We start from the raw sequence: 26472 nt of genomic DNA on the forward strand, positions 1-26472 counted from the left end.
TTTTAGCCCTGCAGCTCGCGCATGTTACCGTGTCGGTCTACAATCTTGAACTTGATCTTGTAAACCTCCGTATCGGAAATCACTGTCTCGCTCGGACTTTCCTCCACGTTCTGAACGGTTTCCTTTTTCACGATCCCTTTGAGGACATGTAGCAGGTCACCGCTTCCGACTTTGCCGTTCAGCTTACCGGAAGCCATGCGGAGCACGCGGTGCATCTCCTTATCCGGAAGCAGCGGCTGCCGTTTTTCCGAGGGTTTTCGCGGTGTTGACCACTCCATCCCCTTCTGGGTCAGGGCCGAATTCAGGGAAACCTTGCGCACGTGATCAACGTCCAGGAAGTACGAACGGAATAACTTCGGTGCCGTGTTTCCGCGGAAGACCTTATAAACCGGCTGTTCTAATAAGGGGAGCCGTTCCAAATTGCTTCCCTCCTCCATGAGCGATAATATCCGCGCGACCTCATTCCGATCGATAAACTTCTCGGATCGCTTCCGGCCAATCGTGTAGACCTGATGATAGGTATCATCGTGTGACCGGTACACTCGAATATCACTCAAGTTGGCCACAAGGATGTTCACGATATCCTTGGTCATCCTCCCTCGGGGTATGTTGTAAACGAGAATCCCGTCTAAAGACACATACTGCAGAAAATGGCGCAAGAAACGCTTCTCCTTCCGTTCGACCTTGGCATCTAGCGTCTCGCTATCGGCGTCGAAGGGAGGATTTAGGTATATCAGCCGGAACGTATCCCTACTGATCCTGCATTCCTCATAACCTCCAAAAAGAGCGTTATTTACCCGGTTGCGGAGCTCTAAATATTTTTTTTCATTCGGTTCAATGCCGAACGTCACGGCCGAAGTTCCTTCTGTCAAAATCTCGAGAGCCCGTCCACTGCCGGCGCAGAAGTCCGCTACAGAAAACGGGTTCTCAGGAAACTGGAAGAAGCTCCGGATGCAGACCATATCTTGGTCCGTCGTTTCATAATTCCCCATACGTACTTTGTTTCGCAAAACCCTGTCAAACATTTGCTTCATGTCATTTGCTGCCAATTTCTATTACCTCCTTGAGTGAAATAAAAAAAGAGCCACCGCTTGGAGCGTAGCTCTTATTTCCAAACACCATAGTAGGGGCACCAACAGGCGCCCCCTACCCATATTTCTATTACCTGACTGGGTTAACGATATTGACTACAGAAGGATCGCCATCCAACGTGATGAACCCCGGCAGGCCACTGCCGCTGACTCGAATCGTGATGACCTTAGCTTCGCGATCACCCACCATAAGTGCATCACGCAGGTATTTCCCATTGAATTTCACTGCTGGGAAATTTTCACCTACCGTTGCATTCATGAACCCTTCACGCAGCTCACTGTTTTCGGATTGGGTATGCAACTCGAAATGACCTTCCTCGTTGACTTCCATGGTCACACGATAATTCGTGGCCTCCAAAGAAAGTGCACGATTTAAGGTATCGTCGAGCTTTTCCCTTGACAGCGTAACAGAGGTCCCGAGGTCCTTGTTCGAAAATATACGACCAGTATCGGGATAGTTTGCGTCAATCAGTCTACCAAAGTAAACGATGTTCGCATCCCGCATGATGAGATGGGTATGCGAAATAGCGAGCTCCACTTGTTCCGTCTTGAGCGAGTCAACAATCTGCTTGAAGCCGATTGCAGATATAATCGCATTCAAAAACGTCTCCTGGTTCACAATGCTTACATCAGAGACGTACCGATAAATCCGATGCCGGTCCGTTCCAACGAATCCAAGCTTGCCTTCATGATTATGAATGAAGATGCCGGTAAGCGCAGGCGTAGCCTCGTCCGTGGATGCGAATCGATGGGCCATCGCACCTTTCTTGATGACTTCAATCGGGACACTCAAAATGTCCCTTGCATCCATTTTCGGCAACTGCGGATACTCTTCCGAACTAAGAACCTTGTGGCTCGCCTCACCACTTTCCCCATAGAAGATATGAACCGTCGAGTCCTCCTTGTTGGTGAAGGTCAAGCTGCCGTGTGGCAGTCTTTTAACGAGATCAATCCCCTCTTTTGCTGGAAACAGATAACTTCCGTTTATCTTTCCTTTGTTTTCAACCTTCACTTGTTGAAGAATACAGTGGGTTCCGGCTCCGTCCATTGCAGTAATAAACAGTGTGTTCCCTCTCAAATCAAACTTGACGTTAGTGAGTATTGGCACAACGGCCTTCTTCGGAACGATCTTCCCGCAAAGCGTCAGCGCGTCCATAATGACGTCATGTTCAACGTCAAACGATATCGAACTCATTGTAGCAACCGTTTCCTCTTCATGCTGCTGCTGCTCCAAAAGTGTAGTCATATCTTTATTTCCTCCCTGGTTTTTGGCAAAAAAAAGCCACAGAAACCAAAAAAGAACATACCTATGGCATGTTCTTAATAGTCTCCGTGGCTACTTGGTGCCTGAATATTTTCGTCCGTTTCCGGACCTGCTCCCTCACTCGCCGAATTTTATAACGGCGGTGAAAATCATACAATCGTAATGTCCATATTATATCAGGCTGTCCGGATAACAATCAATAGATTCGCCAGCAAATTTCCCTTATCGCTGTTCTCTTCCGATATCTCCAACAGGAAGTAAACAAAAAAAAGCAACCCTCGATAGTATGCCGGGGGTTGCTGCTGAACCATTTTACCTGAAATCGGTGTCGTTTCCGATGCGGGTCACAAGCCCAGGGCGCTTAATTCCTTCACTGGAATGTCCAGACCACCATCAATAAACACGTGGTCCCTCGTGAAAATATAGCCGATGCAAGTACTCCGCTCCCCTTCAACGATTCGACCACCATTTTCAGTTTTGATCAATGAATGTACCCGATAATTATATTCCTGCAGAACTTGGTGTAAATCCTTCTGAGCAAGATCCCGCCAAACATACTTCATGAGGCCAGCGGCCTTTTTGGCGTCACTTTTATTTACGTTCACCGGGGGCACGATATTTGCTTCTGCAAGAAATCTTGCGATCCGATGCTGATTCACCAGATCCCTCTTCAATTTGTCCGTTTTTTCCCCAGGAAAGTAAAGGACTTACCAAAGAAATCCTCTGTCAACACCGATAGGCCATCTGGATGATTCCAAACCAATACGTGTTCGTCTACATCCCATCCCTTCTCTCGATACTTTCCTTCGCAAGAGAAACCAAGCTTGCTTAGTTCATCATTTGATGAAACGGCAGACGCTTGACGGAGCAGTATGCTGTTCGGATCGTCAGACGGAAGATCCACCGAGCAATGATGCTTCAGCGCAGCTAGAGCGGCCTTCTTCACTTCCACAATCGCCTCTTGGTTCCAGTCCAGCTTTTGTTCCAGTACCGTACCGGTAAGAAGCGTCAAGTAGTAATCAGTAAGCAAATTATACCGCACCGCTTCGGGCAGCCCCGATAAAGGATAGTGAAAGGCGGGAATGGTCCGACTTGCAAGGGTCAGGATATCAACTAAAGCAGCTATATCGCTTCGCAGCTCAGGGTCAAACGCTTTAGAGTTCGAGTCTGCACGCAGGGTTTCGCACATCAATTCATATACAGGCTCAGGCAAACAGCACATTACCATATTCGTATTCGACATATCTATTACCACTCCAGGTTTGAAATTTTTATGGTTCATTCTGCTGGACTGACATTCTCAAATCCCCACGATTCCGGCCCCCGTTAAATCGCAAGGGTCCATGATTTTTCCCTCTCGAAAGGGGTCAGACGAAAAAATAAAACTTAAGTCCATGAGAAATCGGTAAGCATTTGAGAATGAGATGGACGACTTTTTTCTCACAACGTAACAGGGATCAAATACCCTTCATGGACTCTAGTCGTTTTCTTAAAACAAATAGAATCCGTTTCCTACGTCGTAGGAAACTATCATTTACCCATCCTTCTAAAGAACCGCCATCATCAATTAATTTGATAACAGTCAGGCGAACTTTTTCCAGAAGGCAATTGTGCTCAAGTTGAGCCATCGTGATACCGAAATAGACATAAGTCTTGGTCCGAGAAGAAAGCCCCTTCCAGTAAGAGGCAGTCAATTTTGTGGCATATTCAGGAGTAATTCCATTTTGAATATGCTCCTCGAACATCCACTTTGCATCCAGACTCGTATCGTTTTCTAATAGTCCAGCACCCCAGGCTCCCATAGAACCCCTCCTTTAATCGTTTATAACCGCTTTCGATTTGTAAGATCGATCCCGAGCAGCGCAGGTTCGTATTCGGTCATTCTTTCGATATTCCGACCGCTGCGGCCCCCATTCGTTCCTTAATCCACTCGGAACGAAGAGACGCCATTTCACGACGCGAGATGTGTTCCGGAATGAGCCGGAGGATAGCCGAATCAAAGAGCAGCCGAATATCACCATGCATCCATGCTGGCGCCTCGCTCAGCCAATGATTCATCAGCTCCTTTATGGTCATGGCTGGGAAAAGCACGCTGATCCCTAAATGGTACGAGCGGATTGTAATCTGCAGCTCCTCACCAAACGTTTCAACGCACATGGCAGTATGGGCCTTCTCCGACGTTCTCTTGAAGTAACCGACGGCCATATTGTCCACGCGATGCGGCTCGGCCCCATTACAGCATTTGCACAAGGTAAGATACGTACAGTTCAGATACAAGTCCTTTTTCAGAAACCTATGCCCGCAATTGTCGCACTCAACTCGTTTGTGTTCGCAGATACAAAGACTATTCTCGAAAGCCGTCACCGGCCCGCCAAACTCTTCCGGCATACCGCATCCTGTACAAATCGAAAAAGCAGTTTTCATTTTTTATTCGCTCCCTTTCACCCCTCTTGAAGAGGGGCGCTATTTTTAATAAGCTGCCCCTCCATTGAGGAATAAACGTTACGATCTCATTACAAACTCTATTACCTTCGTCGCATTGTTGACCACCAGTTTTACTGTCCCGCTCCGGATCACTAAACGGTAACGGCGGCCCCATGGAAAAGCCTTCGGGTTCCTCGAGCTTATCCGGTATTCCGTATAGGTACCGCATTCGTAATCCCAAAACCCGTCTTCTCCAGCTTCTATCCGCATAAGGATTTCAGCAATCACGTCGCCCTTCTTCCATGGATTATAACGGCTAGACGACCATGAAATGGACTTGTTCAGATTCGAACGGGATAGCGGCAGTGTATCCGTGGTTGGGTAGTTTTTTTCCAGTTCAGCCCGAAACGCCTCTAACCTTCTTATCTCCTCAATACGGCATTGTTCTTCCTGGAGTGCCCTATACTCATCGGACGCTTCATATGCACGCCGCGCCGCCTTCTCCTGCTCATACTCTTCCTCGGTCATACCAAGAGCATGCCGGATGATTTCCTCGATGGACTTGTGATCAGCCCCTTACATTCAGCGGTCTTTCAAGCGGAGTATGGTATTCTTCCCCGCTCCACTTGCCCCATTGATCCAAAACAATAACCGGACCAAGAACAGTGGCACCGTCGATGTCCAAATAAAGCAACCATGCTTTACCATCCTTTTCCGACCGAAAATCATGGTGAGTGGATTGGTATTCGGTTCGAAGCATGATGGGCCGGACAACAATGTCTTTCTTACTCCCGCGCTCCTTGATCGCCTGGCGGGCTGCCTCAGTTCCATAACGAACATCCAACACTTCCTCGGTTTGTCGATCGACAAAGCAGTAGTGGTACATATTTATTGCCCCTTTTGCTTGCACTTTTCACAAATGGCATGAGGGGAATCCGACTTAACCTTCCCACAGCGCAAGCACCAGAGCTTATCGTCCAACTGCGTCTTCACAGAAGAGTCCCAGCGGCCCGATCGAACGACGTGAACAATTTGATCAGCTAGTTCGATGGGATTGGTCTCCGTCAAGGTGGACGAAGCACTTAGGCCCATATAGGTGCCATCACAAAATCCGCCAATAGCCATGTAAACCCGCTCCTGGAGCTCTTCTTCAGTGAGAACGATAAGCTGCTGCAGTCCCGACTTTTCAAGCTCTTCGATATTTTCTCGAAATTGCTGGAACGCGTACCGCAAGCTGACTTCTCCATCGAAACTGTAAGACCAAACATCGATTTCAGGAACCGCACTTCCGGGAATCGTAAGTACGATTTCTGCGTAACCTTCATCTGTCTTCAGCTCCTCATCCTCGTCATCACCGTGGCCGTTCTCAGCTAAATAACCGAATATAGAGGCTTCGGCGTGTACGGCAAGTCGATGCGGGTCGAAATCAGACAAGGTTTGTTTGGACTGACCATTATCAATGATGTGAAAAACGAAAAGTGCTCCATTCGTTGCGTTCATAGTATCTATTTCCTCCTGAGACTCCCCTTTCACCGCGGGGGGCCGTCACTTCATGGATCCCCCGCGGCGGGGAATTAAAAATGGAAGTGCCTTAGCGCTCCTGCGCCTGCACTTCCCCCTTTGACCTACCAATCGAATTTCGGCAGCCCTGCCGCATAATCGTAATCACGATCCAACATGACCCATTCGCATTCAAGGCTGACCGCCATCTCCAGAATTTGCAAAAGCTCATTCGGAATATCGGAGGTATCTTCCCATCCCGCGGGAACGAGAATCAGATACCCGCAATCCCCCTTCTCGTACATAGTGAGAGTAGGATGGTTCCCTGCTTGAAGCAAACAATTGGTCTCCGCCGATATGTGTCCGGTTGAGAGCTTGAGTACTTGTGTTACTTCAGGCTCCAGCGCATGGCTGACCGTTTGTTCGTTGATTTCAGTCATAACTCCTTATCTCCTTCGACGACCCTTTCGAGTGGAGGCCGTGATACCTATGCCCCCACTCCGGGCGTAAAGAAGTTTTACTCTTTAAATGCTCCAATGGGCACCAAATAACGCTTCATGATCTCCTGAGCCTTCTTGTGCGCCTCTTCGGCTTCACCGGGCTTCAGGGAATCACCGCATTTCACCGTAAACAAAACAAATTCGATCTCTTGCATCGTTTTGCCTACTGATTGAATGTCCATTTCTTCATCACACAAGCTTTTATAGGGATCGGGAAGAAACGTTCTTACGATTTCCCTTGCCTGCAGAACTGTGTAGTCCCAAGCTTTTTTCCCGAAAGGCTCGTAGGTCATGATTGTCTTAACAACATTCTCAACCAGTTTCCTGCCGGTGCTGCGATAATCCGAGCAGCTACTACCTGCTGACATGAAGCCATTGCATGTCGGGCAGATGCCGTAATAATAAAGCGATCGCCCGTCAGGTGCTTCATCTAGCGGATTTTCTAACTCGATTTTCCAAATATCTATCGGCTGGAAATGGACGCCATAATGGTTACATAATTCTTTGAATGTTGCGTACTTCCCCGCACATTCACAGTCATGCTTGCGCTTCACCTTTTTTCTACAAGGACAGTCTAGTTCTTGATAAGGAAAATCGGATTCCATCACGTTTCCGCACTCGCAAACGTAAACTGCCCCGTAGTTTTTCTTCTGGTTCGCCATGCCTGGAATCTCCTTTTACAGCCCCGCGAGTGGGGGGCTGTTGATGATAGCCCCCACTCTGGGCTGAAAAAGGTCTATTTTCTCATGAAACAATTGCCGAAAGAACCTCGTTCCACTTGAGCACTGCTGGTTAATCGAATGTCCGCAATAGATAAGGTATATCTGCATACCTACCTAAAACTTGATCGACCATCAGTACCTGAAGAATAGAGTCATCATCCGCAACTTTCCGGCTATCCTCGATCGGTACGTACTCTCTTGCAACCGCCTCGGTTAATCCAGCTTGCCTTATGATGAATACGTGCTTCCCGGTTTCTTTTGCTTCCTTCGCTGTAGCTATGAGCGAATCTCTCGTCATGCCTCATAACCTCCCCGCGTCTATTTCGCCAAAAATAGATGATCCGGAACGCCTGCCTTAGCGCGATATTCATCACATGCCCTCTCCTCAGCCAGCTTTGGAACCGCAGCCCCGCCCGTAAAGACGGACAGCAGGCAACTTCCCACTTGCCAGCAATGACATTCCGAACAAGTCAAATCAGATTGACTCTGATCATGCATCATATTTATTTCCACCCTCTCATCGGCCAGAAAGCCGCATACAAATGCGGGATATGAGCAGGATCGGACAAAATAGCACAACCACGATGAGCCCAACACGCTTAGTTGCCGATCCCTTTTTTACAATCCAGATGATATGCGATTTGGCATCCTGATTCACCATATCAGATGCCTCTCATTAGTTACTCACTCAATGAATTCATTAAGTGTGTAAAATCCTAACGGACCTCTTTAACATCTCCACAGTTGCTACATCTCCAAAGACCATCTACCTGTTTAATATGATCTTCATGACCTTCGCACTTTGGACATGCTATCCCAACAATGCTTCCTTGCGGCATTCGGCTCATATCTTCCGCCGTAACATCAATTCGCGAAAGAAGAACCTCTGCAAAATAGTCAGGTTTATGCATCCAGACAGAATACTCTTCTGTTGAAAAACCTAAATATTCGCAAAGCTGCCTTTTCTCTGATTCACCCGACTCGTGCCATTGATCAATATAATCATCTATTTGATCTGGTCTAGCCTTACCAGCTAAACAGAGATCAATAAATGATTCATATTCAGCTAATTTCACAATAGCGCCCATTTTTCACGTCTCCTGTGATATAATATTATTTATCTACTCCATTACACGTTTCACATAAATTCAGATTCTAAAATGGCAATACTGAGGAACGTACACCTGTGTAATCCACCAGTACCCCGCGTAGTGATTGTAATTTCAGTGATTACACACATATTCTGTGTAATTACTTAAAACCAGTTCTTGCGATTACACACGGGTGATTACGCAATCATCACGAAGTGTCCAATTTTCATGTTTAATGAGAGCCTTTAAATTCACTCTCAAATCATAAGAATCGACCTCAAAATGGACGACTGATTCTATATAATCAATCACATCGTCAACGTACCGGAATAACCGTTCTTCCCCTTCAACCAACGTCCTGTAATTGACGCTTGGCATTTTCTCACATATTCTGTGTATTTTATTAAGAGCAGTCCTTGCGACCTCGCCAGAATCTGCCTCGATCGAATGAGAATAGATTTCTCCAGGAACGTCATTTCCACCCGAATATATAGGGCCGTTGGAGTAATGATCTTTGTTTGCGTAAAATTCCAATGCAGTCTTTATATGCTCAATGGTCTCAAGCACAACCGAATTCTTCAAACGAACCAACTCCCCTCATAACATTTTGATTTACACAGTTTGAAAATCAATGAAACCTAATATTAACGCGGCTTCAAAGCATTTTCTCACACTCCAGATATTTCGGTCTCTAGAATGGCAAATCATCATCGGAAATGTCGATCGGCTTTCCGTCATCGATAAAAGGATCCTGCTGTTCGCGCGACCCACCGTACCGGTTGTTGCCTCCGCCATTGCCCTGATCGCGATTTTCCCGGTTCTGCGATTCCAGAAACCGCACGTTATCGGCAACAACCTCGGTTACGTACACTTTCTTGCCCTCGTTGTTGTCGTAGTTGCGAATCTGAATACGGCCCTCCACTGCTGCAAGGCGTCCTTTACGCAAATAATTCGCGCACGTCTCGGCCAACTGCCTCCACGTCACGATATTGATAAAGTCGGCTTCCCGCTCTCTCGTCTGCGAATTCGTGAAAGGGCGGTCTACAGCCAGTGTAAATTGGGTAACGGCTACTCCGGATGGAGTATAGCGAAGCTCCGGATCTCTGGTCAACCTGCCGATTAGAATGACACGATTTAACATATTTTTACATCCTCTCTTATTTTCCGTTTTTTTTATTCGACCATTAATGACACCTGCGGAATATAGCCATTATCGGTAAGATCGTCAATGCCTTTCCCGAGTGACTTGTCCCACATAGCAAGGCTAAGTGCCATTTCGGTATTCACCGCAAAGAATTCGGCGCATAATTCCAGAGCCTTTTGAACTTCAGGAGTGGTCACGCTGTCGGCATCAAATGCGAGAACGACGTGCTTGCACCCTAGCTTCTTGAGTGGTTCGAGAATCAAGGAATAGGAACCAACGCCTGGCAACCCGAAAAACGGTTTGCACAGTGCATCTGCACCTTTATCCGCCTTGACGGCTCCCTCCGTTACCCAGACCTCAGAACAATCAATCAAGGTTTCCGGGGTTTCACCAACTTTCCAGTACGGTAGGCACGGGTGCGGCAATGCAAGATGATAAGGAATCGGGCCGCCAATGGACGCACCGTTATCCTTGGATCCGCTGCTCCACCACCAGTACTTCTGTCCCTGCTTGAGCTCGACACTGAAGACAAATTGGCTGGACTTGGAATTGCAGATCTTTTTTTCTTTTTCAATCAGGATAACCTCGAGCGTCTTATTCTGGATGATAAGGCTACACTTTGCGCGCCTTCTTCCAAGATCGTCGGGTTCAAGCTCCTTCACGATTTCTCCCTTAATTGCGCCTTCCATATCTAATTCGAGAGGAGGATTATCCACCCGAATCTGCCAACCCGTGATTTCGTTGGTAATCGATCGGAATGGGAACATCAGTCCCGATGCCCCGGCCATTGTCCAGTACGGACCATAACGGCCCTCTTCACAATAGAAGCCTGGCACACCCAGTAGGTCGTTAACAGTGCCTACACGGTTTCCAACCGCTTTAGCAATCTTATAACGCTCCGGAACGGGCATCGTTCGATACTGACGAAGGCGAATTACTTCGTCCTCTAAATGACGGGCATTGCGCAGATGATCGGTATGGAAACTGGAAAGGGAGAGCTCTTGAATCAAGGCACGGTAGACACGATTCAGGTGGTAATTCGGCTTTTTATCAACCGCATTACTCAAGATGACCTCGATCTTTGTCTTTGGTGCTTTGTCCGGATCGAGGTAATGACGATATTGACGCCCATGAAAGGAGTCGAAATAATCGTCGGAAGGTACCCTCATGCAGTGCACAGTGTCTTGTTCATGGTTAATCGCACACCAGCCTTTGTGTCCGCAAATCGGACATTTAGTCACAATCTCGTACCAGCCTGGCATCTTTCTTAGTGCGCGTAGTTTCATGTCGGCCCCCCCTCTCATTCATAACAAATTCGTTTTTTTGTAAGCGTTGCTCCTAGTTTCATTTGTAGAGCCGCTTATCCGCACTGGACAATACCACAATATACCAGCTGGAAGGTCACCCGCCAAGAAAGACCTGCCAGTACATCAGTAGCAGTATGTAGCAATTTAAATGCCTCCCGACTATTTTTTTATTGCCTCCTACTTCAAGCCACAGCCTAGATCATGAACCCATGACCTAACCTCCTTTTTTGTATTTAATGCCAATAAAAAAAGACACATTTCAAATGAAATGTGTCTCCACTGGGATAACGGCAGCAAAAAAAGGACATACGGGTAGCGTCTGTCCTTTAAACGTCCATTACAATTCCTTATCAGCCTCTCGGCATCCCCACTCTCCGCTGAATCAAATGGACAGCGAAGAAAAATAAAATCTTGCAAGTAATACTTGAATTCTACCACAGTCAATGAAGATGGTAAAGTATCCGGCAAAAATCAGAACAGCCCGTGATTCAGGATCATTCCTGAGTCGCGGGCTATTCCTTGCGTGCAAACTATGGAATTTGAGGTCATTGTATCATACGTATGGACACAAGGCAATACGCATATTTCGATTCTATCTACCAAAATTCTCTTTACCATAAAATATTAATATGCTATAGTCGAATTGCGTGCAAGCATGGGTGAAGTCTATCCTTTTTACAAAAAAGGTGGATTTTTCAACCCTTGTTAAGACGCACACAATTTCTATTGTGTGTTTTTTGTTCTTTAACCCAACGATAATTTCGATCTATACACAGATAGCTGCCGGATACGGCTAGAATCGAGTGAAAACTAGAAATTTGCAAAGAAAAAAGCCCCTATCACGACAACATTTATCGTCTACTGGCCGCCAAGCGTTGAACGATAAATGCAAGAGGAATAGGAGCTTCACTTCCAATAAGCATTTGTGGTTTTATTTTATCACAACGGCTTCAAAAAGTGAAGACCCTAGTCTCTCTTAACTATTGCCTATTTTGGGTGGGGCAGGTAAAGGAGAGATTTTTTTGTATGACCGGTTCGAAAGACGACAGTACTTTATATTATCGCTATGAGCCCTCCGGCCAGTACCTTCCGCGAAAACGAAAGATTAAGGGTCTGGACGGTCAGCCCCAAGAACAACAATATTTAGAACCCGAGCTTACCAAAGTTTATTTTACTGAGGCTCAGGTAAACAACTTTAATCTGGATCGCTTCGGTTTGCCTATTCACGTACTAATCAACGGCCAGACCGTTGTTCCAAATTACATCCTGGATTACTGGGGATGCATTCTCGGGGATTCTGCAGCGTATCTCCTAATCCTACTCATGCGTCATGATTTTGAACGTGACGAACATGGGGAAACCAAGCGTAAAGTATGGCCATCTATGAAAACGCTCGAAGAACTGACGGGCAAAGATGAACGGGCCCTGAAGCGTCAAATCGAAATTTTAGAGAATCACCATTTCGTTTATCGCTTTTGGCGTGCGGACAAAGCGAAAGGCTCAAACAAAAGTACATACTTTATTTTACGAAAAACAATCCCTTACCTTTCCGAAGAACAAGTCAATCGGCTCTCTCAAGAGAGGCAAAAAAAGCATGATGATTTTCTCCGGCTCATTGCAGGTCATATAAACTCGGAAGTTGAGCTGCCAAAAAACTATGACTACTCCGAGGAAATGAAAAAAATCATCGATAGCGGATATAAGACGGCTCCGAAGAAATTATCGCCGTATGAACTGGAACAATACAATGCTATCCGTAAGGAAAAGCTAACAAGCGAAATTACCGAAGACGATAAACGGATCTGGGATGGCATCGTCAGGTCACTTATAAAAAAAATCTCGGGTCCGTCTATCGAAACATGGTTCAAAAGTTCATTATGTAAAATGGTCGGTCAGCATATGACGGTATATGCCGCCAACTCTTTTGCAAAAGATTGGATTGAAAACAGGTATGTTCAGATTATTCGGGAGTCTTATTATGAAACGCAGCTAGAGCAATTATCCGGCCTTACCATCGAAACGATAACGATCAGTGCCCCTTACCGAGCAGAGGAAAATAAAACGCAATGAAACCACAAAGTTAAGTGGTTTTATTGCGTTTGGTATCCTAAGTATCGTCGCAAGGTTCTTTTTGGTTGAGTTGATAAGGTACGGATCACCATATGCACCCCCAGCGACTGAACGCACCCTGGCATCCTGCTAATTACTTTGGTACGGGACCTCCATCTCGGATACCATTAAAGTAACCTATGTGAAATTTAACAGAGGAATAATTCACGAAATCCCCATCCCCTAGTAACTCGAAGCTATGCGTCCCTGCTTCATAAGTATCATTAAACATAACAAAACCTAATTGCTCCCCCTTATCATTCAAAAATGCCAAGTTAGCACCGATCTGTGCCTGTCTTGGTATTTTGAAAACCCCTGAAACTTTGGTTTGATTGCCTTCTTTAACAAGTATTAGATTCCCCACCTGCATAAGATCTTTTGAATTAGGATTTGGGTCAACAATATCTGGCTGCCCTTGTTTGACAATGACTTCTTTTGATTCTCCGTTATAGCCAACACCAGCTCCTAAGCTTTCAGCAACAAAACGAATGGGAACGTAAACATGACCTTCATAATTGAGAGTAGCATACTCACTCCCGACTTCTTTGGATTGATCATTGATTTTGAACTTAACTGGAAATAAGAGTGCTTGAATGTTGCTTGAAGCCGTTACAGCCGTAGCCATGGTCAATGACGATCCAATTAGCATTCCAATTATTATTTTTTTCAAAGTATCAACTCCTTATTTCATCTTTATCGTTATTTTCGACGGTTTATTCTTACAATTATTGTTTCAAATTAAAATCGATATTTACTGCGTTATCAGTGTCCTGAGTTTCAAACAGTATAGTAATTGTTCTATTCTCAGATTCAGTATCCCCATTTGTTCTGGAGGAAGTATATTGCGATTTGTCTGTCATCTGTCTTGGGCTTACCTTTTCTTCCGGAACCAATTTGACTGGCTTCGAAGGGTCGCGGCGAATCATGGACTTCCGACACGGCTCACTAGCGATCATCAGCATGAAGGAAAGCAGCTGTTTACGTCCGCATCTTTCGGTGGGCTACAGTTCTGCTGCGTTGACTTGGGAAAAATTAACATATATAATTGTGTTACATGTTTGAAAAAGAGGAGATGGTACTTATGAAAAAAATATTAAGTTTAATATGCATTGTGTTTGTGTTTTTTTCTTTTACTGCTGTTGTAGTGGCATCACAAGGTAAAGATGAGATACTTTTCTTTCCTGTTAATTACAAATTCGGTTCTTCTGAAATTAAAAATGAGGAGATGGATAAGGAATATACTTCTCTGTACTATAAAGGACATATATACTCACCGGTACGCTTTATAGCAGAAAATTCAGATATACCTATTGATTATGATCCCGAAAGTAAGACAGTCCTTATTGGAGGTCCTATTTTTGGGAAATTAAAAGTAAGCGCGGATCAAGCTAAGATTGTGGCATATGAAAAGTATAAGCTGAAGCATGTAAATGAAGAATTTAATGTTAGAATACTGAACGATGATGAAAAGAAACAGGCGCCTGAAGATATTAAGAATCCTGTATTTTATTTCATTACTGGTTTAGATGAATCGAACAATAGTGTGACTGTGTGTGTTTCGTCTATAGATAAAAATATAAATTTTATCAATAAGTAAAATCATAAAAAAGATAGTGCTTAGTAAATAGTAAGCACTATCTTTTTTATGATTAATTCAATGGTACTTGTTTGTTTATACCCCAAACATTAGAACTAAATGAATAAATAACAACATTATCAACGTATTCGTCGTGAATGATTGCATTTGTTTTTCCATCGCTCATTACTTGATAACCAATACCAGCTACAGAATGTGCACCGTATGTTGGATCTTCATTAGCGTAATTAATAATAGTTGGTCTTTCGGCATCAATTTCTGTTTTATAATTTGAAAACCCATTAGCTGGGGACGAGGCGTCAAGACTATACCCTCGTTTACTCCAATAGGCTTCAGAACCCATTTTAATCCACAAAGGTTGTGTTTGAGAATTTGTGGTATGCATTAGCTGACTCATAGATTTCGCAACCTCAATGTTACTCCAGGATGTGTTACCATCTTCACTTTTTAACAACTTCCCGTATTTAGACTTGTACTGACTACCCCAGTATCCTGCAATCATTGCCGCAGCAGTTGGTGAACATCCTATAGCGGAATCCCATTTTATGTACGGAACTCCAACAATTGTTTTTGATGAAGATACTGTAGCGGTTAGAGCCTGTGCTTGGTAATTGATATTAATTGTTGCATTTTTAGCATCAGTTTCAGAAAAACCTTCTTTCGTATAAGATCCCTTTGACTTCAAATCTTTTCTTTTTATTTTTTTATTTATTCTCAGATCAGTGAAATTATCTTTATCTATCTTAGAAAAAAACGCAGATGGCCCTACATAAATTGCTTTATTTGACTCAATATTTTTATATGGATGACTTCCTTTTGTTGTGGCCTGTAAAAATCCTGGATGAGAAGGGATGGCACTCTCAATAATATAACCATGTTCTAGTGTTCCATCTGTGACTGGAAATAAATATGAAGTAACATTACCGTCAAAATCATAAAGTGTTATTTCTTTACCAATTTGTAAAACTCCAATATTCTTCCAGTCCTCATAAACTTCTTTAGATTCATTAAGGAAACTCTGAGCATCTTTCTGGGCAACATTTACAGTAACTACGTCTTCCGATTTTGCAAATGCAGAAGAAGTTGCAGTTAAAAGAAGTGCTGCTACTAAAACCGAGGATATTGTTTTTTTCATTTTCAATCTACTTCCTCCTAATTTACAGTTAATTTGGTTAAAATCTCTAGAAAAATTTTGTGGCCATCAAAACTTTTCGTTCCATATAATACCATGTTATTCCATATATTGTAATGAGCACAATGAACCATTTCCTATCAAATTCTACATTATTCTACAATTTCATATAGTTATAAGAGCAATTAGATGAACTTAACAAAATGAGCGAATTGAACATCGAAATATAAAATTAACCATTGGATAATTCTTTATTGACCACCATAGAAATATATGGTAAATTTCTTTTGTATTATGGTTTAAATTTGAAATGATAGTAATTAATGCAAAGGGGATTTTTCTATGCTGGAGGATGCAAAAGATGAACTTGACTCCTGTTTGGATGACGCTGAAACTCCATCTATCTTATTTGACCAGGCCGAAACGTTATTTAAACAAGGTAGAAGAAAGGAGTCTATTCGTTATTTTAAGTATTTCTGCGATCAGGAGCAGATTCGATTGTCAGAAAAAGTGAGCATTGCTCAATATCGAATCTTTCTTGCTTCCCTGGGAAATGGTTCTGAAGAAGATTGGAAAGCAATTCAACAATTCAGTCCTTTCATAAAAAATTTGCCAGACAATATCCAATTAGATGCCCTTCTGAAGATATCGCAAACCTGCTGTACTTTGCAAAAGTGGAATGAGGTCGGCCAATATGCAGATGAATTAAGAACATGCGCGATGTATGTCTACAGCATGTTAACAGGAATGAACGGATCAAAAACATTGGAGACAGAAAGACCTTTAGTTGTTTATTATGGACAAGGTTTTTTATTAAAAGGGCTGTCTCTAAGTCTAGCCGGGAATTATGAAGAAGCTAAAAAGTATGTACAATCATATGCCGATTTAAGCTGGTTCGAAGTATTGGATGATGATGGCAGAAAAGAAGTTGAAAAATTTGGCGTTTTTGCAAAAGGAAACATGTATACAATAGATTTATTTCTCGGCAAAGATGTATATAACGAATATGCAGACTTCATTGCCTCAAATTCTTCTTCCATACTTATAACTGGTATGAGAGCTGTAGTTGAATCAGCGAATAAACACAATTTTGATGTTGAACATATTTTGGATAGATTTTCGGAAGAGATTGAACAATATAAAGACTCCGAGAATCCTGTTTGGAAAAGCCATTACATACAATTTAACTATCAAAAAGCTATTTATTTTTGTAGAAAAGGTTATGTCAGCGTAGGAATAGACTTAGCTCTTCTTTGTCTGTCTTATGCTGTTTCTCATAACAATGATCTTGACTTTATTCGTTGCACTTCACTCTACTGGAAGAACAGGCAACATGCATCCAAAGAGCAAGAAGAAAAATTTTCAAAAATCATGGGAGGTGCTTTCAATGAAGAAGTTGCTGCTGGTTCTAGTAACAGTAATAGGAATAACTAACACTGTAGTTCATGCCGAAAATGCAACAAACAAAGAAGTTCCAAAGAACCCTCCAATATATCGGCCCCTTATATATGACGGCTCCGGTGGCTGAAAGGATTACCGATCCGACAGAATACGACTTTATCATAGCCAATCAAATTCACTCTTATAGTAGAGCGGATTTTGATTGGCTATTTTTTATCAACTTCTTCTTTTTTCTTTTCTTTCAATCTCGGATATTCTATGCTTGCAAACCCGATAATTGCCAAAATAATCCATACAATAAAAAATATAATATCCATTTTTGACATATACTAACTGTTAGCTCCTTTTATAATAAATCCATCATTGAGAATCCAAAATTGATATTATATATTCCATTTTATCATGTTTTGAATTTTTGTCACTCTTATTACGCTACGACAACCAGTTTAAACTTCAAGAAGGGGCGTGAATAATGTGGATAGTTCTGTGTTAAAATCCGTTGGAGCAAAAATCAGATCGGTTAGAAAATTAAAAGGCATTACCCAAGAGCAGCTTGCAGAATTAGTAAATACGCAACATTCTTACATCGGATTCGTTGAACGCGGCGAACAAAATATTACCTTGAATACATTGGAAAAGATTTCCGAAGCACTTGATGTTGATTTTAGAGAACTATTTGATTATCATGGACTTCCTAATCACAATAAAAAATTTTTGGAAGCCGTAAATATCCTGGATGGGAAAAGTGACGAGGACTTGAAAAGAGCAGTCATTGTATTACAACAATTGTTCAAATAAGTGAAAAAGAGCCTCCAATAGCTGAGGCTCTTTTTCGTATCCCCGAGGGGAGGCTTCTAGTTGTCGTTTCGCGTTGCGATCTACGCGAGAGTGACAACAAAAAAATTGCATGATTAGCCGCGGCTAATTACAATCCTTCTTTCGTCTGGTAAAATATTACTTGAAGAATCAATCCCAATTGATACTAACTTCTGACAGGTCTTTCTTCCTACTTGCTGCAGAACGATTGAAAGTATTCCTCAGTGCGGAAGATTCTTCTTTCGACAAAGATAGTTCAGCTATTGGAGGAATTTCATTTTTGCGCACCTCGGCGCTTTTCAACATATGTACGGCCCGATTTAAATGGGGGGTTAGCTGGATTGTAGGCATAGAGATCACCCCCTTCCCGGACAATTGTACTACATAAGTATAATAACAAATAAATGAAACACGGAGGATGGTTATGATGAGAAAAAAGTATTTTTTAGGGCTGGTCGTGTCGATTTTTGTCGTCTTACAAATTTGGTGCTCGTTCATTACATTCCATTACCCTTATATTGGGATTTTTCTGAAGGTGACTCCACAACAACAATGGGTGATTATGGATGTGGATCGGGAAGGTGCCAGCGCTAAGCTTGACTTAAAGATCGGAGATATTGTCAAGCAAGTTGATGGAAAGTATCCCGACGAATCACCATTCGTTCAAAAATGGCAAACCATTGAACAAGCTCATACGTTATTGATTTCAAGAGACGGGCATGAATACGAAATCAACCTAAACGTCAATAGTACCACCATTTATGACATAATTCCGCTCGTAGAGGGATCTGTATGTTTGTTCATGGGTGTAATGCTCTTTAGAAAAATGAACCGTTCCCAATCAGCGAGGCTACTCGCGGCTGTATTTCTAACCATTTCCATCATTTATATAAGCCTGGGTGCTTCCGTGCGGGGAGATATCATAGGGAAGATAGCAATTACTAGCTTTATGACGGCGTTGCCAATTGTTTTTTTTCATTTTCTAGTGGTCTTTTTTAAGGAAAAAGGAGATTTGAAATTTCCGGAAATAAAGTTTAAATATCTATATTTAATTCCTATTACAGGATTTTTATTTAGACTATTGTCCTTCTATCCTTCCTTGACATATACGATTTATCGTTATAATGGTTCAGTTACCTTGGGCTTTTTCATTATTGGTTTCATTTTCAATATGTGCGTTTTAACTTTCTTGTATGTCAAAGTTAAGAAACAACAATCCTACGTTTCAAGCATCATTAAGAGCGTTTGGTTATCATTGTTGGTTTCATTTTTACCTGTGACATGCCTCTCTTTTCTTCCAAAAGTAATTGTTGGGTATTGGATTATTGATGCTGTGTACACAAGCTGGATTATTTTATTTTTTCCCATCTCTTTTGCATACTTGATCGCTTCCAACCAGTTGTATGATTTTGGTAATATTATTCGGCGGATTTTGTTCGCCGGCTTGCTGGCTATCGTTCCAGTCAGCCTGCTTACGGGGTCATATGTATTCTTATTCAGCCAAGTTGTGGATGATAAACAAATTTTATTCATTTTCATTAGTTCCTTGATTATTATTACATGGGTGCTCTACGCGGCGGAATATTGGACAACACGGTTTGAACCATTTTTGTTCCCGAGAAAATACGTCTTGCAAACAGCTTTGAAGAAAATTTCCAAAAACCTTGGAGCCATTTCCAGTTTCCGTGAATTGAAAGATATTATACTTGTCGATATCGTGGATACGCTTCAGGTGATGGGGGGAGCCATTGTGTTCCGGTATAAGGACGATACCGAAATTATTAGCGAGGGAGATATTAATACTGCGGCAGTTCGGCAGCTTGTCAACTCGTCATCTATGCCCAATCACCCGCTTTATACCTGCATAGAGATGAATGACCATGAAGAATATACGAGTTATTTGGTCATGACACGCAAAAAAGCGAATACGCTGCTTGGAAGCGAAGAAATCCAATGGCTGCGCTTGATTACCTCCTATTTGGAGGTTAGCTTGGAGAATGTCCACTTGGTCCGCAAGCTGACCGCGAGGCTGCAGCAATTGGCTTCCCAACTTCCCCAAGAAGAAACGGCACAAGACATCCAATGGTTCCGTAAAATCATGTTCGAATTGCAGGAGGAGGAACGGAGTCGGATTGCTGCCGATCTTCATGATACGACGATGCAGGACTTATTCTTTCTGAAAAGAAAGTTAATCACTCTGGTGGAAAAGCATGCTACGCCCGAAGAAGATCGGGAACAGCTCGGCAATATGATTAATTTTGTGGAAATGATCAATGCCAGTTTGCGCCAAAGCTGTTTTGAGTTAAGTCCCCATTTGCTAAAAGATGTCGGTTTGATCCAAACGCTGACGATGTACATGGAGAAGGAGGCTTTTGCCGCCCCCTTTGAACTTGATTTTACTGCCGAACATGCTTCTGCCATTGAAACCAAAGATTTGACCACGAAGCGGCATATTTTCCGAATCGCTCAAGAGCTGCTCAACAATGCAAAAAAGCACTCCCAAGCTTCCAAAGTCACTTTCCGTATAACGGAATCTAACAAAAACTTTTGTCTGATTTATGAAGATGACGGTGTGGGGTTTGAAGACAACAAGGTGCGTCGGAGGGAGATTGACTCATCGGGACTCGGAATCGAACAAATGAGGAGCAGAATCTTGCATGCGGGCGGACAATTGGAGATCATCACGCAGAAAGGACTCGGAACAAAATTTGTTATTATGATACCAAACGAGGAGGTTAAATCTGCATGAATCAGGAAAACAGGCAGCATATGCATCATATTGTTGTCGCTGCTGTTTAAAGCATTTATTGCAGACAAAGAGCGAGAGAACACTTCATGGTCGAAGGTCACACTTTACCACGAATTACATCCTATCGGCGTCCGCCGATCACGGTGACGGAACAGATTCAGAGAAATTTGGAGTGCCTGCTGCTTCTCGGAGCAGCACGACGTCGCAGGCATGTGTCGATCGCAGCGCCGGCCGCGTCCTGTCGCCGGTTGCGCCGACATGCGTCGATTACTGCACTCCTAGTGCTTCCGGGAACACCGGACGTGTCAGGAGAGAACCAGTAGCGTAAAGTTGCAGTTGTTGGGAGCTATCGCGGCCGTGGTAATATCTCGTTCAATGGCTGTCCAGATTGATGCCCCCTGGCCAGCTCCATCCTATTCCGTTCCCGGACGGGCTGCGGCTTCTGCAGTTTCGACGCTTGGCAGCGGTACTTCCTACGTCCAATCCGAAAGTTGAAACTCTGGCTGTTGGCTTCTGGATGGCCCCTCTATGAACTGGTGATCTGCAGATGCACGTATCCCGGAATATGCCTGTAGCCCTGTGGTACGCTTCAAAGCTCGATCGGCAGTCCGAACGCCGCATCTTCTGGTTTTTCCCTGCAGACTGGACCAGAGATTAAGCTGCGTAAAAAGACAAAGACCAGAAAATATAGTATTAGACTCCGCAGAGCGACCCGGTCGCCGCCGTCGCCGGGCGCGCCGCCCCGTACACGGATCGCATCCGGAAGAAACCAGGAGCGAGAGCGGCAGCTTCTCGAGCTGACCGCCGTTGGCGCGCCAGTCTACAACTTTATTTTCCTAATACTTTATTTTTTCAGTCTAAATATTTTACTTTCTTCTGATAGTTGCTTCCGAATCGATGTCCCTAGCCAACGCCAGGCGCAGTTCCGGAGGTGTCCCGATGACTTCGGAAGCCGGTCTTGTGCAGTTGCAGTACGCGTGCTCTTGGTTATCTCCCTGCGAAGGCCCACTGGTGCGATCGGCGCGCCAGACGGCAAATACGCGGCCCGAATCTTGCAAACGGAACTACAAAAAAGACCGCTCTCAATAGAGCAGCCTTTTAGAGGAAAGCAATTAGAATTTCCAGCCATCTAGAAGGTCCGATTGTAGATTGGCTTATAATGTAGAATCGCTTTGCTTTCAAAGCAACGCAGACCATTCTCGACTTCAAATCTAGTTGGATCTCCCCCAGACAACTTCCACCATGGGAGTTCAAAGATCCGTACACGTGCGTTTGGATGTTTCTTTAAAATAGCTGGTAGTTGATGATGTTGTGTCTCGATATTTGAAATACGTTTTTCTATATGTATTGACATACCGACATAGAATACATGATTTTTTTCAAATACCACATAAATTCCAGTTATGTCTGCCTGGACATGTCCAAGACAGTGCTCCAGGGGGAAACTATCGTTTTCTAAGTAATTTGGGAAGTAGATATTCTTCATCGCCTTTATTCATCACACCTTTATAACATAGATTTTGTTCGTCTAACCGTGAGCCCCACATGTCGCTCCACGTCTTCTGGTGAATTGGTTTAGATCTCGGTGTACTTGACGAACCTATGCCCTGCCTGCGTTGAGTCTCAAAGCGTAGCTAGCTAGCAACGCGTTCACTTGCCAACCACTGCTTCTTGATGTTTGTGCACGTGTGATCTGAACCCATCCGCCAGCACTACTCACATCCAGGAACATAATCCGACGTCTCTGACGCCGGGCTGTCGCGTTTGATCGGCAAATCCGATGTCGCCAGCCGGTTGCTGATCCGATGGCCCCGAACTGACATCTGATGCATTCATTCCGGTAACAAGACGACGACTGGCTGCGCCACACTCAACCAGCAGTCCGCACGCAGTTGGCCGGCAACTTTTTTCGATGACACGCCGTCCAGCCCTGAACCGGTGATCTCCAGGGAAAAAGATCCGACAACTGGACTGGCGGTGCCACTGCGATCGATTCGGTAGTCTGTACGCAAATGGACAACTGCTGTATTCGAATGTCCTCGGGTGTCCGGACCTGAACTGATGAGTTGCCGTTCGGCTACCTAGCACACATTTTCCGTTCCCGATCGGTGGATACCAAGTAGCTGGCCAACGCTGCTTTATAGTATGTTCGCAGGCGATGGTCAGCAGCAGTTTCCGGACTACTTGCCCTGTTGTTCGGATTCTAGCGTGCTTGCTCCTCGATCCATGCCATTCTCGATCGCCGATTCTAGTCGTCCGTTTGTGTAGTGATTTCTTTTTGAGTGTTGCAATGTTCAATAAGATTTATTTTTGAGGCCATATGAGCCGAACATCCGATACAGAGTTTCCTTGTAAATATACTTCGTCTATTTTCCCATATTTATTTGGAATTGAAATATTGAATGCACCGTTTGCCCTAGTTAAATTTATTGAACTCCCTTTGATTATCACATATAATTTTCCGTCTTTATAATCAGTTTTGTAGCCCTTATAATCAACAGCACTTGCGGCGAAATCACCCTTCATTGTGATTAAATCGCTGGTTATATTTATTTCTGAAATCATGATGCTTTGAGGACTAACTGTTGTTGTTAGCATCCGAATTGCAATCACCCCTATTACGACTACTACTAGAATTATGATTCCTATAGAACTTTTTTTCATTGTTGTTTACCGCCTTTCTGCTAAACGAATACTATTCTACGGGATTTCATATAAAATTAAAGTAAACCTCTCCACTGGGGATAATTGATTTCACCAATTAACTTACCACCAATGAAGAGGTATTTATTTAATCTAGTTAGTTCATAGTCTGACTTAAAATCGGTGTTCCTGTGCCTTGGGCATAATAAATTTTATAATCCCAGGGAACAGATCTGCCAGTAACATAGAAACTTTTGCTCTTAATGGAATCCGCTAAATTCTTTGGTGTATTGATACCTCCTGCACTGACTTTTGAAGATGAAGTAGCTACTGAGTTCCATGCTTTAGCTGCGAAAGTAGAACAATTACTTAAAGTGCTCCAAGAATCGTTGTTGAGAATAATAGAATTCACAGTATTAAGTTGGCTGGGTGTGATTTCCATACTCAAAGATACTCTACTTGAATAAAAACCCTGGGAAACAAACTTTTCTTCTAGGTTGTACCATACACCTTTGTGTTCGGGTTTGTTTCCCCATGTCCCAACAGAAACTGTTGTATGTGGAGTAATAGCCGATAAATTTCCAACTTGGATATTTGAGGTAGTATCATTTGTGACCGTAATAAAAGCGTGGTTGCCAAATGCAGTAGAATCATCTCCACCGGAGCTACCACCATTGGCTGCTCCAGGATCAGAATATATCGTAAGCGTTATAACATCAGGAACACTTTTTGCAGTAATAGATGCTGATTTGCCACCTGCAGGCAAAGCATCAACAGCTACAGAAGATGCGAAAGCAGAACTTGCTCCGAATATAGTTATAATCATGAGCAAGAAAACCGCGAAGAATTTTTGCTTGATCGATTTCATCGATAACGCCTCCGATTTTTAGTTTTTTCCTAAAAGAAAGTTTCTCTGCATGCCACACTCAACTTTGAATTGCATCAAAATCTGTGAGTAAATTTTGTGCGTTGAGTTACACTGCCACATATTGGGCAATCTCCTACTCCCAGGAAATATATTAGCACAGGAAACGATGTAAATATATGGGTATTATTTACTATGTTTAACTTTATGTTAACATCCAGCGTGCCGATTTATCAGAAATTTGTTCTCATATCGAACTAGTGTTCGAAAAAAAGTATTAGACTGTAACTCTCGATTTGACGCGTTTTTTTGGTTTCAAAATCGTTAGCAAACGAAAATAAGTTTTAGACTGGACCCGCGATTAAGATGCGTCAAAAGAGGAAACCAGAAAATAAAGTATTAGACTCAGCAGAGCGACCCGGTTGCCGCCGTCGCCGGGCGCGCCGCCTTTGCGCGGATCCCACGCTGAAAGAACCTAAAGAGCGAGCTGCAGCTCAGCCGCCCGGCCGCTGCCGTCACCGGCGCGCCGCCCATGCGCGGATCGCAGCCGGAAGAATCAGGAGTGTGAGCTGCGGCGCAGCTGCCCAGCCGTTGCCGTCACCGGCGCGCCGCCTCGTGCGCGGATCGCAGCCGGAAGAACCAGGAGTGTGAGCTGCGGCGTAGCTGCCCGGCCGCTGCCGTCACCGGCGCGCCGCCCATGCGCGGATCGCAGCCGGAAGAATCAGGAGTGTGAGCTGCGGCGCAGCTGCCCAGCCGTTGCCGTCACCGGCGCGCCGCCTCGTGCGCGGATCGCAGCCGGAAGAACCAGGAGTGTGAGCTGCGGCGTAGCTGCCCGGTCGCTGCCGTCACCGGCGCGCCGCCTATGCGCGGATCGCAGCCGGAAGAACCAGGAGTGTTAGATGTAGCGCAGCCGCCCTGACCGCAGCCGTCACCGGCACGCTGTCTTTGCGCGGATCCCCGCGCCGAAAGAACCCGAAGCGCGAACTGCAGCGCAGCCATCCTACCGCAACGCCTGGCTTGCCCTCAAGTCTAAAACATTATTATTCCAGTCTACAACTCTATTATCACGGTCTAATACTTTATTATTCAGTCTAAGACTTTTTTATTTGCTGACATCGGCGTCATACGTCGTTTCTCGTTCCTGATGCGTAAAGCGTCAGTTCATTGGTTCAGGGCCGGCTAAGCTTAGCTATTCGGAAGCAACATCGCCATCGTCGTGTGGAGTTTCGATCGAGTGCCGCATGCCACCCCATGCGTCGGATCTTGTTCCTGGTATGCGCGTTCAGAATCATCTCACCACATCAGGCACCATCGGTATCCTTCAAGTACTGCGTAAGACGCTTGAAGATTGAGCCGGCACGTGAATTTCTCGAAGCTGTCTTCCTTGAGGAAGGGGCTACTGAGGATACCTGCCTTGTTCTTGGAAGCCGTGAAAATGAGTCAGGAGAACGCAAACGCAGCAAGCGTGTAACGGTTCCGAAATCGCTCGACATCCTAATGATTGAAGATTTGTTTCTGCTTTGGCAAGCCAATTCAGTCAGTCTAAGACATTATCCTCTCAGTCTACAGCTTCACTCTACTTTATTTTCACAGTCAGTAATGGCCCTGCAATATGCACCCCACCATCCTGCGTTTTGCAGGGGGGTGCTATTCAACTCCCTCCCTGCATTTTGCACCCCTATATTTTCTTGTGCATAACTAGATATCCACAAGAAATTCCACCCCTGCATTTTGCACCCCTCCCCCCTTGAATATGCAGGGGTATTACCCTCCCTGCATATCGGACGCCCTGGGGGTGCAAAAATGCACCACTAAGTATTTAAATAATTAAGTATATTATTAATATGTATATATATTAGATACAATTTCGTTATTAGAACCGTTCCAATAAAAAAAACGTGCAGCCAACTAACCGGCTGCACGCTTGATCTTACTGTATATATTCAAGAGATCATCTAATTCCTGCGATAATCTCAACATCACTTCGGAACGAAGATCGTATTTATTACCTGCCTGGTTAAGCTCCTCTCTTTTCTTTTCAATCGCCTGTTCGATATCCTTCGCCTTATTCACTTGTGAATAACCTCCATTAGAGAATGTAATTGTCAACATAGGAA

General features: G+C 44.0%; 27 protein-coding genes. 5 read left to right on the forward strand and 22 right to left on the reverse strand.

Features of this window, described 5'->3' with window-relative positions:
• Window positions 1-2: 2 nt before the first annotated feature.
• The 16 genes from AC0LWT_RS24015 to AC0LWT_RS24090 form a co-directional block, all read right to left on the reverse strand.
• The gene (locus tag AC0LWT_RS24015; RefSeq protein WP_474683816.1) at window positions 3-1049 is read right to left on the reverse strand and encodes a DUF6094 domain-containing protein; all 1047 of its coding nucleotides are present in this window, start codon (window positions 1047-1049) and stop codon (window positions 3-5) included.
• A gap of 112 nt (window positions 1050-1161) precedes the next feature.
• Window positions 1162-2337: a DNA polymerase III subunit beta gene (gene dnaN / locus AC0LWT_RS24020; RefSeq protein WP_474683817.1), complete on the reverse strand. Its 1176-nt coding sequence runs from the start codon at window positions 2335-2337 to the stop codon at window positions 1162-1164.
• A gap of 362 nt (window positions 2338-2699) precedes the next feature.
• Window positions 2700-3014, reverse strand: a complete 315-nt coding sequence (locus tag AC0LWT_RS24025) for a hypothetical protein (protein WP_474683818.1) — start codon at window positions 3012-3014, stop codon at window positions 2700-2702.
• 11 nt (window positions 3015-3025) lie between these two features.
• Entirely contained in the window at window positions 3026-3598 is a 573-nt protein-coding gene (locus tag AC0LWT_RS24030) for a hypothetical protein (protein ID WP_474683819.1), read from the reverse strand.
• 214 nt (window positions 3599-3812) lie between these two features.
• Complete coding sequence (locus AC0LWT_RS24035) at window positions 3813-4157, reverse strand: hypothetical protein (RefSeq protein WP_474683820.1); 345 nt, start codon at window positions 4155-4157, stop codon at window positions 3813-3815.
• Window positions 4158-4233: 76 nt separating this feature from the next.
• A complete protein-coding gene (locus tag AC0LWT_RS24040; protein WP_474683821.1) occupies window positions 4234-4779 on the reverse strand; it encodes a hypothetical protein in 546 nt (181 codons plus the stop codon).
• A 78-nt stretch (window positions 4780-4857) separates the two neighbouring features.
• The gene (locus tag AC0LWT_RS24045; protein WP_474683822.1) at window positions 4858-5307 is read right to left on the reverse strand and encodes a hypothetical protein; all 450 of its coding nucleotides are present in this window, start codon (window positions 5305-5307) and stop codon (window positions 4858-4860) included.
• Window positions 5308-5347: 40 nt separating this feature from the next.
• Window positions 5348-5665 (reverse strand): hypothetical protein, encoded by a 318-nt coding sequence (locus AC0LWT_RS24050; protein ID WP_474683823.1) that lies wholly within the window; start codon window positions 5663-5665, stop codon window positions 5348-5350.
• A gap of 2 nt (window positions 5666-5667) precedes the next feature.
• Complete coding sequence (locus AC0LWT_RS24055; protein WP_474683824.1) at window positions 5668-6279, reverse strand: hypothetical protein; 612 nt, start codon at window positions 6277-6279, stop codon at window positions 5668-5670.
• A gap of 125 nt (window positions 6280-6404) precedes the next feature.
• A complete protein-coding gene (locus tag AC0LWT_RS24060; protein WP_474683825.1) occupies window positions 6405-6719 on the reverse strand; it encodes a DUF5983 family protein in 315 nt (104 codons plus the stop codon).
• 77 nt (window positions 6720-6796) lie between these two features.
• Window positions 6797-7441: a hypothetical protein gene (locus tag AC0LWT_RS24065; protein WP_474683826.1), complete on the reverse strand. Its 645-nt coding sequence runs from the start codon at window positions 7439-7441 to the stop codon at window positions 6797-6799.
• A 130-nt stretch (window positions 7442-7571) separates the two neighbouring features.
• Window positions 7572-7799, reverse strand: coding sequence for a hypothetical protein (locus AC0LWT_RS24070; protein WP_474683827.1), 228 nt, complete (start codon window positions 7797-7799; stop codon window positions 7572-7574).
• A 418-nt stretch (window positions 7800-8217) separates the two neighbouring features.
• On the reverse strand, window positions 8218-8589 hold the full coding sequence (locus AC0LWT_RS24075) for a hypothetical protein (RefSeq protein WP_474683828.1): 372 nt from the start codon (window positions 8587-8589) through the stop codon (window positions 8218-8220).
• 186 nt (window positions 8590-8775) lie between these two features.
• Window positions 8776-9174, reverse strand: coding sequence for a hypothetical protein (locus tag AC0LWT_RS24080; protein WP_474683829.1), 399 nt, complete (start codon window positions 9172-9174; stop codon window positions 8776-8778).
• 109 nt (window positions 9175-9283) lie between these two features.
• Window positions 9284-9733 carry a single-stranded DNA-binding protein gene (gene ssb, locus AC0LWT_RS24085; RefSeq protein WP_474683830.1) on the reverse strand — a complete coding sequence of 150 codons (450 nt, stop codon included), beginning with the start codon at window positions 9731-9733 and terminating at the stop codon, window positions 9284-9286.
• Between the two features lie 32 nt (window positions 9734-9765).
• Window positions 9766-11022, reverse strand: coding sequence for a toprim domain-containing protein (locus AC0LWT_RS24090; RefSeq protein ID WP_474683831.1), 1257 nt, complete (start codon window positions 11020-11022; stop codon window positions 9766-9768).
• Window positions 11023-12069: 1047 nt separating this feature from the next.
• Between AC0LWT_RS24090 and AC0LWT_RS24095 the strand changes: the two genes are divergently transcribed.
• Window positions 12070-13113 carry a DnaA N-terminal domain-containing protein gene (locus AC0LWT_RS24095; protein ID WP_474683832.1) on the forward strand — a complete coding sequence of 348 codons (1044 nt, stop codon included), beginning with the start codon at window positions 12070-12072 and terminating at the stop codon, window positions 13111-13113.
• A 133-nt stretch (window positions 13114-13246) separates the two neighbouring features.
• Here the strand turns inward: AC0LWT_RS24095 and AC0LWT_RS24100 are convergent, their stop codons facing one another.
• The gene (locus tag AC0LWT_RS24100) at window positions 13247-13822 is read right to left on the reverse strand and encodes a stalk domain-containing protein (protein WP_474683833.1); all 576 of its coding nucleotides are present in this window, start codon (window positions 13820-13822) and stop codon (window positions 13247-13249) included.
• Between the two features lie 411 nt (window positions 13823-14233).
• Here AC0LWT_RS24100 and AC0LWT_RS24105 point away from each other — a divergent pair, with 411 nt between their 5' ends.
• Window positions 14234-14749: a hypothetical protein gene (locus AC0LWT_RS24105; protein ID WP_474683834.1), complete on the forward strand. Its 516-nt coding sequence runs from the start codon at window positions 14234-14236 to the stop codon at window positions 14747-14749.
• Between the two features lie 52 nt (window positions 14750-14801).
• Here AC0LWT_RS24105 and AC0LWT_RS24110 read toward each other — a convergent pair whose 3' ends face one another.
• Window positions 14802-15884, reverse strand: coding sequence for a C39 family peptidase (locus tag AC0LWT_RS24110; protein ID WP_474683916.1), 1083 nt, complete (start codon window positions 15882-15884; stop codon window positions 14802-14804).
• 339 nt (window positions 15885-16223) lie between these two features.
• Here AC0LWT_RS24110 and AC0LWT_RS24115 point away from each other — a divergent pair, with 339 nt between their 5' ends.
• Both AC0LWT_RS24115 and AC0LWT_RS24120 read left to right on the forward strand, forming a co-directional pair.
• Window positions 16224-17315: a DNA-binding protein gene (locus AC0LWT_RS24115; protein WP_474683835.1), complete on the forward strand. Its 1092-nt coding sequence runs from the start codon at window positions 16224-16226 to the stop codon at window positions 17313-17315.
• A 441-nt stretch (window positions 17316-17756) separates the two neighbouring features.
• Window positions 17757-18080: a helix-turn-helix domain-containing protein gene (locus AC0LWT_RS24120; protein WP_474683836.1), complete on the forward strand. Its 324-nt coding sequence runs from the start codon at window positions 17757-17759 to the stop codon at window positions 18078-18080.
• Between the two features lie 168 nt (window positions 18081-18248).
• Here the strand turns inward: AC0LWT_RS24120 and AC0LWT_RS24125 are convergent, their stop codons facing one another.
• Complete coding sequence (locus AC0LWT_RS24125) at window positions 18249-18449, reverse strand: hypothetical protein (RefSeq protein ID WP_474683837.1); 201 nt, start codon at window positions 18447-18449, stop codon at window positions 18249-18251.
• Between the two features lie 73 nt (window positions 18450-18522).
• Here AC0LWT_RS24125 and AC0LWT_RS24130 point away from each other — a divergent pair, with 73 nt between their 5' ends.
• Window positions 18523-20847 carry a sensor histidine kinase gene (locus tag AC0LWT_RS24130; protein WP_474683838.1) on the forward strand — a complete coding sequence of 775 codons (2325 nt, stop codon included), beginning with the start codon at window positions 18523-18525 and terminating at the stop codon, window positions 20845-20847.
• A gap of 2304 nt (window positions 20848-23151) precedes the next feature.
• Here AC0LWT_RS24130 and AC0LWT_RS24135 read toward each other — a convergent pair.
• The 3 genes from AC0LWT_RS24135 to AC0LWT_RS24145 all read right to left on the reverse strand — a co-directional run bounded on the left by AC0LWT_RS24135 (window position 23152) and on the right by AC0LWT_RS24145 (window position 26428).
• The gene (locus AC0LWT_RS24135; protein WP_474683839.1) at window positions 23152-23511 is read right to left on the reverse strand and encodes a hypothetical protein; all 360 of its coding nucleotides are present in this window, start codon (window positions 23509-23511) and stop codon (window positions 23152-23154) included.
• A 136-nt stretch (window positions 23512-23647) separates the two neighbouring features.
• Window positions 23648-24358, reverse strand: a complete 711-nt coding sequence (locus tag AC0LWT_RS24140; protein WP_474683840.1) for a hypothetical protein — start codon at window positions 24356-24358, stop codon at window positions 23648-23650.
• Window positions 24359-26263: 1905 nt separating this feature from the next.
• On the reverse strand, window positions 26264-26428 hold the full coding sequence (locus AC0LWT_RS24145) for a Spo0E family sporulation regulatory protein-aspartic acid phosphatase (RefSeq protein ID WP_474683841.1): 165 nt from the start codon (window positions 26426-26428) through the stop codon (window positions 26264-26266).
• Window positions 26429-26472 lie beyond the last annotated feature (44 nt).

The sequence above is a fragment of the Paenibacillus sp. sgz302164 genome (assembly GCF_056120505.1).